Here is an 11,500-nt window from a genome sequence, read left to right as displayed (position 1 = left end):
TCCTCGCAGGAAGCCCGTTTCAGCCCGGGGTCACCACCCCGGACCGTTCCAGTCGTCTCCGTAACGGTAGGCCGCAACCCCTACGGATGCGGCAAATCGCACGCGACCCTACTACTACCCCGTTCTCCGGAAACGATCACCTCCCGCGGCCGACCGGCCGGACCTCGGCCGTACACAGTCAAGAGCAACACGTCCCGGCCGCGATGACGAGACCTCTCTAGTCAGATTTATCAATCCGGCACCCGGATTATCATCATTTGTCCATAAAAATCCTGAAACACACCAGCCCGCTGAGCCCCATGGAGGAACCCCCGGCTCACCCGCGCCCGCCACCGCGGCGCACCGGCAGGTGGTCGCCGGTGTCAGGCCGTGGGCGGGGTGAAGGCCGTGGTTCGCGCGAGACCGGCGGCCCTGCCCTTCGCCGCCACCACCAGCGCCATCTTTCTGGACGCCTCGTCGATCATCTCGTCGCCGAGCATGACCGCGCCGCGCCTCTCGACCGTCGTGTAGTACTCGTACGCGTCGAGGATCAACTCGGCGTGGTCGTAGTCCTCCTGCGACGGCGAGAACACCTCGTTCGCGGCCTCGATCTGGGTCGGGTGGAGCACCCACTTCCCGTCGAGCCCCAGCGCCGCGGCCCGGCCCGCCACCCGGCGGAAGCCGTCCAGGTCCTTGATCGCCAGGTAGGGGCCGTCGATGGCCTGCAGGCCGTGCGTCCGGGCGGCCATCAGGATGCGCATCAGGATGTAGTGGTAGGCGTCGCCCTCGGTGTAGCCGGGCGGCTGCTCACCGACCACCAGGGTCCGCATGTTGATCGAGGCCATGAAGTCGGCCGGGCCGAAGACGAGCGTCTCCAGGCGCCGGGACGCGCCGCCGATGGCGTCCACGTTCACCAGGCCCTTGGCGCTCTCGATCTGAGCCTCGATGCCGATCCTGCCGACGGTGAGGCCGTTCGCCTTCTCGATCTGGGTGAGCAGCGTGTCGAGCCACATCACCTGGGCCGCGTCCTCCACCTTGGGCAGCATCAGGCAGTCGACGAACTCCCCCGCGCCCTCCACGATCTCGATGACGTCGCGGTAGGTCCACTGGGTGCCGAGGTCGTTGACCCTGACGACCCTCGTCCTGCCCGACCAGTCGCCCTCGCGCAACGCCGCCACGATGTTCTTGCGCGCCCCCTCCTTGGCCAGGGGCGCGACGGAGTCCTCCAGATCGAGGAAGACCTCGTCCGCCGGGAGTCCCTGGGCCTTCTCCAGGAATCGGGGGTTGCTGCCGGGCACCGCGAGACATGAACGCCGAGAACGCATGGGCACACGCTAGCGCCCGCGGGAAAGCAGACCGGCGGCCGGGCGGCGCTATGGCGTCCGCACAAAGACCTCCTGCCGTTCTTGGCGGCGATCTCGCAGGGCTTTTTCCGGAGATCTCAGAAGAATGTGCGACAAGAACCTGCAAAGGAGACACCCACCATGGCAAACGCCTCCGCTGTGAACAGGCCCGCCGTACTGTCCGACCTCATCCCGGGCTCCCGTGCCCGCGACGTCGCGCTCGTGGTCGGCGGCGCCGCCCTGACGGGCCTGGCCGCGCAGCTCAGCTTCCCGCTGCCCGGCTCACCCGTCCCGGTCACCGGTCAGACCTTCGCGGTCGTACTGGTCGGCGCGGCCCTCGGCATGAACCGCGCGGCGCTCAGCATGGCGCTCTACATGCTGGCCGGTCTCGCGGGCTTGCCGTGGTTCGCCGGCGGCACCTCCGGCTTCGGCGCGTCCTTCGGGTACGTCATCGGCTTCGTCGCCGCCGCGGCCGTGGTCGGCAGGCTCGCCGAACGCGGCGGCGACCGCACCGTCCCGCGCACCGTCGGCACGATGATCGTGGGCAACCTGGTCATCTACGCCTTCGGCCTGCCGGTCCTCGTCGCCGTCGCCCAGACCGACCTCGGCACCGGCATCGCGGTGGGCGTGCTGCCCTTCCTGCTCGGCGACGCCCTCAAGATCGCCATCGCGGCCGGGCTGCTCCCGGCCGCCTGGAGGCTCTCCCGGCACTGACCTCACGGCACGTACGGCCGGTACCGCCCCATAGGGAGGAACAGGCCGTACATTCGTCCTATGGGTGTGATCGAGGAGGGCGCCAAGAAGTCGGGCGTTCTGTGGCTGTCGCTGGACCGGCCCCGGCTGGCCTGGCACACCTGGCACGACGGCGCGATCTACTTGGTCACCGGCGGGGGCGAGCAGCCGCTGCCGGGGCTGGCCGAGGCCGGTGAGGTCCGGGTGACACTGCGCAGCAAGGACAACGGCGGACGCCTGGTGGCCTTCGACGCCAGCGTGGAGGTGATGGACCAGACGAAGGCCGCCGACGCGGTGGCCGCGCTCGCCAAGGAGCGGCTCAACGCCCCCGACGGCGCGAGCCTGGTGGCGCGCTGGGCCACCGGTTCCCAGGTGATCCGGCTCACCCCACGGGAGCCGGCTTCCTGACCTCCGGCACGGCCACGGGCGGCACGACCGTGGCCCGCTGGGCCAGGTAGGCGCCGATCAGGACGATCACGCCACCCGCGATCTGGAAGGGTCCGAGCGCCTCGCCCAGCAGGATCCAGGCGACCACCGCCCCGGCGATGACCTCGAGCGAGGCGACGGTGGAGCCGATCGCGGCCGACAGGCGGCGTACCGCCAGCACGCCGAGGATGTAGGCGATGACCGTGGCGACCACGATCAGGCAGGCCAGCGCCGCGGCCACCGGCAGCGAATAGCCGCCCACGGGTGTGGCCGTCCCGCCGAACGCCTCCCAGGGGATGTTCCAGGGCTGGGAGATCGGGACGAGCGCCACCGCGGCGCCGAGCAGCCCCCAGGCGACCAGCCCGAGCGGATCGATCTCGTCGCCGAAGCTGTCGTTGAGCAGGAAGTATCCGGTGCAGCACGCCGCCGCGGCGAAGGCGAGGAGCAGCCCCACCGGGTCGAGGGCGAGACCCGACCAGACCTCCACCACGATGCCGAGGCCGAGCACGGCGACGGCGGCTCCGGCGAAGGCCGCCCGCGGCAGCCGTACCCGCCGGACGAACCTTACCCAGAGCACCACCAGCACCGGTGAGGTGTACTCGATCAGCAGGGTGACGCCGACCGGCAGCCGGGTGATCGCCGCGAAGAAGAGCGCCTGCACGCCGGCGACCGCGATCACCGCGTACGCCGCGAAGAACGGCAGCCGCGAGCGCGGGATGCGCAGGGCCGAGGGCCGGGCCACCGCGAGGACGCCGACGAGCAGCAGCCCGGCGCCCGCCATGCGTACCCAGACCGCCTCCAGCGGGGCCAGCCCGGCCGCGCCCACGTATTTGGCCATGGGGCCCGAGAAGGCGAAACAGAGGGACGACGCGAGCGCGATCAGCAGTCCTGCACGTCTCATGAAACACCATTCCCGTAATTACCGTTATGCGACTTTGATGCTGTCATGTTGGGATACCGGCCAGCAAATCGAGTCCGGCATGTGAGCCGGGGAGCGTGGCAGCAGCCGGTAGGCCCGAGACGCGGCCTACGCTTCAAATGTGAGGATCTTCATCGCGCGTCTCGCCGGCACCCCGGTCTTCGACCCCGCCGGGGACCAGATCGGCCGGGTCCGTGATGTGGTGGTGGCCATCGCCGGCAGCGCGCCGCCGCACGTGCACGGGCTGGTCGTCGAGGTGCAGCCCCGGCGCCGGGTCTTCCTGCCGATCACCCGGATCCGGTCCGCCCAGACGGGTTCGGTGGTCTTCAGCGGCCGGCTCAACATGCGCAGGTTCGAGCAGCGGGCGACCGAGACCCTGGCCGTCGCCGAGTTGCTCGACCTCGGCGTGGAGGTCGGCGGCGAGCGGATGACGGTCCTTGACCTGGCCATGGAGCAGACCAGGCGTGCCGAGTGGCTGGTCACCAAGGTGGCGGTGGTCCCGAGCACACCCGGCATCGGACTGCGGCGGCGCGGCGCGACCAGAGTCGTCGACTGGGCCGAGGTCCACGGCTTCGGCGCCGTCCAGAAGGACCAGGGCGCCGCCAACCTGCTGGTCGCCTTCGAGTCGATGCGCGCCGCCGACCTGGCGGGGGCACTGCACGAGTTGCCGGACAAGCGGCGGGTGGAGGTGGCGGCGGCCCTTGACGACGTACGGCTCGCCGACGTGCTGGAGGAGCTTCCCGAACGGGACCAGATCAGCATTCTGAGCAGGCTCTCCCCCGAACGGGCCGCGGACGTGCTGGAGGAGATGAACCCCGACGACGCGGCCGACCTGCTGCAGGACCTTCCCGCAGAGCAGGCCGAGGCGCTGATGGCGCTGATGGAACCCGAGGAGGCCGCGCCGATCAGACGGCTGCTGATCTACCCGGAGAACACCGCGGGCGGGATGATGACGAGCGAGCCGGTGGTCCTGCCGCCGAACGCGACGGTCGCCGAGGCGCTGGCCAACATCCGCCAGCGTGAGCTCACTCCCGCGGTGGCCGCGCAGGTCTACGTGGCCAGGCCGCCCATCGAGACGCCCACCGGCCGCTTCCTCGGCCTGGCCCACTTCCAGCGGCTGCTGCGCGAGCCGCCGTCGACACTGCTCGGCAGCATCCTGGACACCTCCCTCGACCCGATCAGGCCGGAGTTCACCCTGAACCAGGTGACCTTCTACCTGGCCAACTACAACCTGGTGGCGGTTCCCGTGGTGAACGAGGCCGGGCGCCTGGTCGGGGCCGTCACCGTGGACGACGTGCTCGACCACCTGCTGCCCGAGGACTGGCGCGAGCAGGAGGACAGACATGGCTGACCGCCTCGACCAGCCAAGACAGCCCGGCCTGCGGCTCCGCCCGCACTACGACCCGGAGGCGTTCGGGCGGCTCTCCGAGCAGATCGCCCGTTTCCTCGGCACCGCGAGGTTCCTGGTCTACATGACGGTCTTCGTCACCGTCTGGGGCCTGTGGAATGCCTTCGGCCCCCCGTCCCTGCGGTTCGACCCCTACCCGTTCATCTTCCTGACACTGATCCTGTCCCTGCAGGCCTCGTACGCGGCGCCGCTGATCCTGCTCGCCCAGAACCGGCAGGCCGACCGTGACCGGGTCCAGAACGAGCACGACCGCAGGGCCGCGGAACGGAACCAGGCCGATCTGGAGTACCTCGCCCGGGAGGTCGCCGCGCTGCGCATGGCGGTCGGCGAGGTGGCCACCCGCGACTACATCCGCTCGGAACTGCAGCGGCTCCAGGAGGATCTCCAGGAGCCGCGAACGTCCACGGAGGCGTGAAAGACGGGCCGCGCGCCGGGTGTCCCCGGCGCGCGGCCCGCGCGAACCTCCGCGGTCTAGAAGAACCGGTTCTCCGGCACCGGCAGGTCCAGTCGTGCCGGCCCCTGCCACCTGGACGTGTCCTTCGGCACGTCGGCGCCGCCGAGGGTGCTGACCACCAGCGGGATCACGACCTTGCTCTCCGCCAGGTCGACGGTGACGTTCGCGCCGGTGGCCCGCTCGGCGCTGTAGGTCGAGTCGGTGCCGGCGATCACGAGGGCCAGCCTGTGTCCCTTCTTGAAGACGTACTCCTGCGGCAGCGTCTCCCAGCTGACCTTGCCGTACGTGCCCGGGGGCAGCGGCGAGGGCTCGCTGAGCGAGTCGCGGTTCTGCACGTCGATCCAGCCACGGGCGACGATCTCCAGTGGCCGGGTGGCCCGGTTGGTGACGACCTGCCGGTAACAGGCGTCGTCGGAGGCCGTGCTCTCGCCGTGGCAACTCTCCTCGGCGACCGTGGTGATGCCCTGACCCCGCCGCCAGTCGATCCGGGTGTCCTCGCCGAAGTCGACGAGGAGCGCGGTCAGGTTCGAGGTGGGCTTGTCGAGCGCGACGCGCAGGTCCACCACGGGCGTGCCGGACAGCCGCAGATCCAGCGGCAGCTCGCCGGTGGTGAAGGCCACCCGCCCCGGCTTGACGGTGCCGACGTCGGCCACCATCGCGTCCTCGGACTGGCGGATGTCGGTGAACGTGGCGGTCTGCCCTCTCCTGGCCGGGACCAGGCCGAACGAGCCGTCGGCCGCGGGGCGGAAGGGAACCTTCAGGGAGAGCGGGGCGGGCCAGTCGCGCTGGGTGATCCAGCGGTCGAGGCTGGTCTGCACGTCGGCGCGGGGCTCGCGCATGACGCCGTTCTGCACGCCGAGCAGCCAGTGGTCGAACCAGCGGTGCAACGTGTCGACCCAGAGGTCACGACGGCCCTCGAAGTCGAAGGGGTCGACGTGCTGGTACTGCCCGACCCAGATCTTGCGGGGCACGTTCCGGCCGGCCAGCGCCTGCCACCACTTGGAGAAGTTGTCGGGCCTGACGTTGAGGTCGTTGACCGTGTGCACGGCGAAGACGCTGGCACGCACCTTGGAGACATCGGCCATCGAGCCCGCGATGTAGTCGCGCTCGGCCCAGAAGCCGTTGTAGTCGCCGGTGTCGTCGCCGTCCTCGGCGTCCAGCCGCGCCCGCACCGCGGCGCACTTGGCCTCGGGGTCGGTGTCGACGTAGTTCCCCAGCCACGACATGTAGTCGTAGTTGTAGACCACCCCGTTGGAGCGCTGGTACCTGTACCAGGAGCTGATCGCCGAGATCGGCACGATGGTCTCCAGCCCCCGCACGCCGGTCGCCGCCACGGCGTTGGCCAGCGTGCCGTCGTACGACTTGCCGATCATCGCGGCCTTGCCGGTGGTCCAGTCCGCGACCGCGGGCGTGCCGTCGGGACGGTAGGCGGTGGCGCGGCCGTTCAGCCAGTCGATCACGGCCTTGCCGCCCAGCACGTCGGCCTGCCCGCCGACGTCGGGACAGCCGTCGGACCTGGTGGTGCCGATCATGTCGACATTCAGGACGGCGTAACCGCGCGGCACGAAGTAGTTGTCGTAGAACAGCGGGAATTTCACTACGTTCCCGGCGGCGTCGTAGACCTTCCGCTCGGCCTCGTTGCCCCGGCCGGAGTTGTCGTAGTACGGACTCTCATCGATGATCACCGGTACCTTGAGCCCGGGGCCCGATTCCTTCGGCCTGATGATGTCGACACGGACCCGGTCCGGCCTCCCATCGGAGTCGCTGTCGACACTCGACTCGACGTAGACGTGCTCGCGGACGGCGTCGGCGTAGGAGAAGACCGGCTGGGTCCGCCCCTGCTCGACGGTGAGGGATGGCCGGGTGGCCGCGTGGGCTGGGGTGACGCCCGTCGCGAGAACCGCGAGGACGATGAGGGCTGCCCGTAACTTCGGCAAGCGGAGCCTCCAGAACAACTAGGGAAACATCCGCAATATCAATCTTTGTCCGTATAGTCCGCAAGATCCTTTATGTGTTCGACATCACCCTGGGGCTGGTATGTGACATGGCGCTCGACAGCCCTGTCCGGCCGTCCGGTCAGGAGTGCCCGGCACGGGCCCGGGCAGGCGGAAGCGGGGGGCGGCCGGGTGCGGCGGCTACCCGCCGCGGGACCTCAGCAGGGTTCGGTGCCGGAGACGGGCAGGAGCTTGTTCAGCATGACCGCGCACCGGCGCAGCTCGTCGGCGTCGAGCATGTCCAGGAACTGGGCGCGGACACCGCGCAGATAGGTGGGGCCGGCCTCGGCCAGGAGCGCGGCGCCCGCGTCGGTGAGCACCGCGAACAGGCCGCGCGCGTCACTGGTGCACGCCTCGCGCTCGACCAGGCCGTCACGCTGGAGGCGGTCGATGAGCCGGGTCAGGCCGCTGCGCGAGAGCAGCACCCGGTCCGCCAGGTCGTTCATCCTCAGCCGCCGCTCGGGCGCCTCGAAGAGCTGCAGGAGGACCTCGTAGGAGGCCAGGGACAGATCGTGCTCGACCAGCAGGTCGGCTTCCAGCACTCGGGCGATGCGGACCTGTGCTCGCTGGAGCATGCGCCAGAGCATCAGCTCCTCCGAGCTGAAGCTCTCCGTGGACTCGCCCGCCGTGAGGGTCACCCAGTAACCTTAGAACGTTGCACGCGCATCTACACAGCGAATTGTCCGAATCCGGCGACCAGAACCGGAGCCGGAATTCCTGCCGACGTTCCGTGGTTCATACCATTGGACTCACGACGCCGACCGTTCCCTGACGGGATCGGGCCTCTCGCCAAGCCATACGAGCGCCGCGACGGGCAACTCCTGCCCTTGAGACGCCTCATCGATAACAGACAAGGAGGGACGGCATCCTCCGTCACCCCCGGGTGACGCCGCGCTGCCGACACTTCGATGGCACCTACCCCGGAACTGGTGATGGCCGCTCTCGCGACCGTCAACGACCCTGAGATCCGTCGGCCGATCACCGAGCTGGAAATGGTCAAGAGCGTCGACATCTCCCCCCAGGGGGCGGTACGTGTCGCGATCTTCCTCACCGTGTCCGGCTGCCCCATGAAGGACACCATCACCCGAGACGTCACCGCCGCGGTCTCCAAGATCGACGGAGTGACCGGCGTCTCCGTCGAGATGGACGTCATGAGCCCCGAGCAGCGCAAGGCGCTGCAGAGCAAGCTGCGCGGCAACAAGGGCCCCGAGAAGGAGATCCCCTTCGCCCAGCCCGGCTCGCTGACCCGGGTCTTCGCCGTCGCCTCCGGCAAGGGCGGTGTCGGCAAGTCGTCGGTCACCGTCAACCTGGCCGCCGCGATGGCCGCGAGCGGTCTCAAGGTCGGCGTCGTCGACGCCGACATCTACGGCCACAGCATCCCTCGCATGCTGGGCACCTCCGAGCGCCCCACCAAGGTCGAGGACATGATCATGCCGCCGGTGGCGCATGACATCAAGGTCATCTCGGTCGGCATGTTCAAGCCGGAGGGCAACACCCCCGTCGTGTGGCGCGGTCCCATGCTCGACCGGGCCCTGCACCAGTTCCTCGCCGACGTCTACTGGGGCGACCTGGACGTGCTGCTGATGGACCTGCCCCCGGGCACCGGTGACATCGCGATCTCCGTGGCGCAGCGGATGCCCTCCGCGGAGCTCCTGGTGGTGACCACCCCGCAGCAGGCCGCCGCCGAGGTCGCCGAGCGGGCCGGATCGATCGCCGTCCAGACCCACCAGCAGATCGCCGGTGTCATCGAGAACATGTCGTGGCTGCCCTGCCCGCACTGCGACGAGCGGGTCTCGGTCTTCGGCGAGGGCGGCGGCCAGACCGTGGCCGACGCGCTCACCCGCACCCTCGGCGCCCGCGTGCCGCTCCTCGGCCAGGTGCCGATCGACATGCGCCTGCGCGAGGGCGGCGACGAGGGCAAGCCGCTCGTGCTGACCGACCCGGACGCCCCGGCCGCGGCCGAGCTGATCCGCATCGCCGGCTCCCTCAGCAAGAAGTCGACCAGCCTCAAGGGCCTCCAGCTCGGCATCTCGCCCACCCGGCGCGGCTGAACGGCACCCGCTCCGACACGACGACGGCGGCGTCCCCCTGTGGGGGGCGCCGCCGTCGTCCGTCCCGGGAGGGACTCAGGTCGCCTCGGAGTCGTACGGAGGGATCTCGCCGTAACCCAGCTCGCCGCCCGCCGGGTAGGAGGAGGCGGGTTCGGCGGTGGCGGTGGCCGGGGTGGAGTTCCAGTCGTCCTCAAGATCAGCGGTGAGGTGCTTGCGGACGAAGTTCTTCGGATTCAGGTCGGACGGGTCGAAGTCGGCGAACTCCGGCCCCAGCCCGGTCCGCAGGTCGTCTCTCGCGTTGTTGGCCATCCTGCGCAGGTTGCGCAACGTCTTGCCCGCCTGGGCGGCGGCCTGGGGCAGTTTCTCCGGACCGAACACCAGGAGGGCGATGACCACCAGCGCCACGATCTCAGGCCAGCCGAGTCCGAACACGGTGATCTCCTACCGGGAAGAGGCCATGGGCACCTCTCCGGCCACATACCGGAGAGGTTCCAGACTAATACCGCCGAGCGTGAGCACGCGCCCCCGCCCGGCGGCTCAGGACGGCTCGGGTGCGGGCTGGTCCGGCGCGGTGCCGACGGTCACGGTCGCGGTGTTCTCCTGACCGCCGCGCTGGTACTTGACCGAGAGTTTCTCACCGGGAGCCCTGTTGCGGACCAGCGCGATCAGCTCGTTGCCGTCCTGCAGCACGATGCCGTCGACCTCCAGGATGACGTCGCCCGGCTTGAGGCCCGCCTGGGCGGCGGGGCCGTTCGGCTCGATCGGCTGGCCACCCTGCTTGGCCTCGGTCGCGATGCGCACCCCGACGCCCTGGTAGGTCGGGTCGATGGCGACACCGATCCGCGACTTCTTGGCCTTGCCCGTGGTGATCAGCTCCTGGGCGACGCGGCGGGCGTGGTTCACCGGGATGGCGAAACCGAGGCCGATGCTGCCGCTCTGGCCGCCGACCGACCTGCCGAGAGTGGCGATCGCCGAGTTGACGCCGATCACCTCGCCGTTGCCGTTGACCAGCGGTCCCCCGGAGTTGCCCGGGTTGATGGCCGCGTCGGTCTGGACCGCGCTGAGCCAGGTGGTCTCGGAGTTGTTCTCCTCACCCGCCTGAACGGGGCGGTTGAGCGAGCTGACGATGCCGGAGGTGACGGTGCCGGTCAGGCCCAGCGGGGAGCCGATGGCGATGACCGGGTCGCCCACGACCACGTTGTCGGAGTTGCCGAGGGTGATCTCCGGGGCGCCGAAGGTCTCCGCCGGCTTGACCACTGCCAGGTCGGACTCGGGGTCGCGGCCGACGACGACGGCGGAGGTGGACTTGCGGTTGTTGAACTGGATCTGGATCCGGCCGCTCGGATCGGCGCCGGCGACCACGTGGTTGTTGGTCACCACATAGCCGCCCTTGATCAGGAAGCCGGAACCGGTGTTGGAACTCGTCCCGCCCTCGACCGCCAGCGAGACCACGCTGGGCAGCACCTTCGAGGCCACGCCCGCCACCGAGTCCGGGGGCCGGGCGTTGGAACCGGTCGGCGCGTTCCCCAGGCTGTAGGAGGGGTCGCGTCCCGAGCCGGTCGGCTTGGTGAGGAGATAGGTGCCGACGCTGCCGAGCAGCGAGGCGAGCAACGCGATCACCACGGCGAGGACGACCAGCGTGGCCGTGCGCGGCCCGCGGACCGCCGCGGACGCCGGGCCGCCGAAGCTCCCCGCCAGCCCCGGGCCGCCGGGAGGCGGCGCCCAGCCGGGCCCCAGGCCGAACGCCTGGGTGGGCGGCGGTGGCGGCGGAGCCTGGTGGGCGGCGAAGACCGCCGTGTCGTACCTGGGCCGGCCGGAGGGGTCGCCCCAGCTCTCCGCGTAGCCCTGTCCCTGGACGCCCTCGCCCGCCGGCGGCTCCCCGTCGTCGTGACGGAACAGCTCGGGTTGCCCCTGCCGGCCACCCCACCGGCCACGACCTGGCGGGGCGCCCAACTGGCTCCAGCCGTCGTTGTCCGGCTGCTCGGCCTGGGACGGCGCCCCCTCTCCGGCGGGCAGGAACTCGGGGCGCGAGAACTCGGGGCCGGAGGAGTCTGCGTGGCGGGACTCCGGAGCGCCGTGACCACCGTCGGTGAAGTCCGACGGCGTACGCCCCGCAGCATCGTGCGCCCCGTGGCCGGTACGGGCCTCGTCGGTCATCGAATACTCACTACTCCTTGCCTCGCAGATGCCCACT

General features: G+C 70.2%; 11 protein-coding genes. 5 read left to right on the top strand and 6 right to left on the bottom strand.

Annotated elements, in window-relative coordinates; all coding sequences use genetic code 11:
* Window positions 1-362: 362 nt before the first annotated feature.
* Complete coding sequence (locus AB0K21_RS17890) at window positions 363-1,304, bottom strand: CoA ester lyase (protein WP_343977473.1); 942 nt, start codon at window positions 1,302-1,304, stop codon at window positions 363-365.
* A 159-nt stretch (window positions 1,305-1,463) separates the two neighbouring features.
* Between AB0K21_RS17890 and AB0K21_RS17885 the strand changes: the two genes are divergently transcribed.
* Both AB0K21_RS17885 and AB0K21_RS17880 read left to right on the top strand, forming a co-directional pair.
* Window positions 1,464-2,036, top strand: a complete 573-nt coding sequence (locus AB0K21_RS17885; protein ID WP_343977476.1) for a biotin transporter BioY — start codon at window positions 1,464-1,466, stop codon at window positions 2,034-2,036.
* A 60-nt stretch (window positions 2,037-2,096) separates the two neighbouring features.
* On the top strand, window positions 2,097-2,462 hold the full coding sequence (locus tag AB0K21_RS17880; RefSeq protein WP_364151100.1) for a hypothetical protein: 366 nt from the start codon (window positions 2,097-2,099) through the stop codon (window positions 2,460-2,462).
* On the opposite strand, the gene AB0K21_RS17875 is transcribed toward AB0K21_RS17880, so the two are convergent.
* Entirely contained in the window at window positions 2,437-3,381 is a 945-nt protein-coding gene (locus tag AB0K21_RS17875) for a DMT family transporter (RefSeq protein WP_343977482.1), read from the bottom strand. The genes AB0K21_RS17880 and AB0K21_RS17875 overlap by 26 nt on opposite strands.
* A gap of 145 nt (window positions 3,382-3,526) precedes the next feature.
* On the opposite strand from AB0K21_RS17875, the gene AB0K21_RS17870 reads away from it, so the two are divergent.
* Together AB0K21_RS17870 and AB0K21_RS17865 are read left to right on the top strand one after the other, a co-directional pair.
* Window positions 3,527-4,750 (top strand): CBS domain-containing protein, encoded by a 1,224-nt coding sequence (locus AB0K21_RS17870; protein ID WP_364151239.1) that lies wholly within the window; start codon window positions 3,527-3,529, stop codon window positions 4,748-4,750.
* Window positions 4,743-5,222 carry a DUF1003 domain-containing protein gene (locus AB0K21_RS17865; RefSeq protein ID WP_343977485.1) on the top strand — a complete coding sequence of 160 codons (480 nt, stop codon included), beginning with the start codon at window positions 4,743-4,745 and terminating at the stop codon, window positions 5,220-5,222. The genes AB0K21_RS17870 and AB0K21_RS17865 overlap by 8 nt, the downstream gene beginning before the upstream one ends.
* Window positions 5,223-5,278: 56 nt before the next feature.
* Here the strand turns inward: AB0K21_RS17865 and AB0K21_RS17860 are convergent, their stop codons facing one another.
* Together AB0K21_RS17860 and AB0K21_RS17855 are read right to left on the bottom strand one after the other, a co-directional pair.
* Window positions 5,279-7,198 (bottom strand): Xaa-Pro dipeptidyl-peptidase, encoded by a 1,920-nt coding sequence (locus tag AB0K21_RS17860; RefSeq protein ID WP_343977488.1) that lies wholly within the window; start codon window positions 7,196-7,198, stop codon window positions 5,279-5,281.
* Window positions 7,199-7,413: 215 nt separating this feature from the next.
* A complete protein-coding gene (locus tag AB0K21_RS17855; RefSeq protein ID WP_343977491.1) occupies window positions 7,414-7,893 on the bottom strand; it encodes a MarR family transcriptional regulator in 480 nt (159 codons plus the stop codon).
* A 270-nt stretch (window positions 7,894-8,163) separates the two neighbouring features.
* Here AB0K21_RS17855 and AB0K21_RS17850 point away from each other — a divergent pair, with 270 nt between their 5' ends.
* Window positions 8,164-9,306, top strand: coding sequence for a P-loop NTPase (locus AB0K21_RS17850; protein WP_343977494.1), 1,143 nt, complete (start codon window positions 8,164-8,166; stop codon window positions 9,304-9,306).
* Window positions 9,307-9,381: 75 nt separating this feature from the next.
* Here AB0K21_RS17850 and AB0K21_RS17845 read toward each other — a convergent pair whose 3' ends face one another.
* Window positions 9,382-9,738 carry a sec-independent translocase gene (locus AB0K21_RS17845; RefSeq protein ID WP_343977496.1) on the bottom strand — a complete coding sequence of 119 codons (357 nt, stop codon included), beginning with the start codon at window positions 9,736-9,738 and terminating at the stop codon, window positions 9,382-9,384.
* A 105-nt stretch (window positions 9,739-9,843) separates the two neighbouring features.
* Window positions 9,844-11,463: a trypsin-like peptidase domain-containing protein gene (locus AB0K21_RS17840; protein WP_364151093.1), complete on the bottom strand. Its 1,620-nt coding sequence runs from the start codon at window positions 11,461-11,463 to the stop codon at window positions 9,844-9,846.
* Between the last annotated feature and the right edge of the window lie 37 nt (window positions 11,464-11,500).

The sequence above is a fragment of the Streptosporangium sp. NPDC049248 genome, assembly GCF_040678965.1.
Classification (GTDB): domain Bacteria; phylum Actinomycetota; class Actinomycetes; order Streptosporangiales; family Streptosporangiaceae; genus Streptosporangium; species Streptosporangium fukuiense.
This window is presented reverse-complemented; position numbering and strand designations above follow the sequence as displayed.

What these genes read in the sequence shown, in the direction of transcription:
- AB0K21_RS17865 (WP_343977485.1), top strand. Translation starts at nt 4,743, where the DNA reads ATGGCTGACCGCCTCGACCAGCCAAGACAGCCCGGCCTGCGGCTCCGC.
- AB0K21_RS17840 (WP_364151093.1), bottom strand. Translation starts at nt 11,463, where the DNA reads ATGACCGACGAGGCCCGTACCGGCCACGGGGCGCACGATGCTGCGGGG.
- AB0K21_RS17885 (WP_343977476.1), top strand. Translation starts at nt 1,464, where the DNA reads ATGGCAAACGCCTCCGCTGTGAACAGGCCCGCCGTACTGTCCGACCTC.
- AB0K21_RS17880 (WP_364151100.1), top strand. Translation starts at nt 2,097, where the DNA reads ATGGGTGTGATCGAGGAGGGCGCCAAGAAGTCGGGCGTTCTGTGGCTG.
- AB0K21_RS17890 (WP_343977473.1), bottom strand. Translation starts at nt 1,304, where the DNA reads ATGCGTTCTCGGCGTTCATGTCTCGCGGTGCCCGGCAGCAACCCCCGA.
- AB0K21_RS17875 (WP_343977482.1), bottom strand. Translation starts at nt 3,381, where the DNA reads ATGAGACGTGCAGGACTGCTGATCGCGCTCGCGTCGTCCCTCTGTTTC.
- AB0K21_RS17850 (WP_343977494.1), top strand. Translation starts at nt 8,164, where the DNA reads ATGGCACCTACCCCGGAACTGGTGATGGCCGCTCTCGCGACCGTCAAC.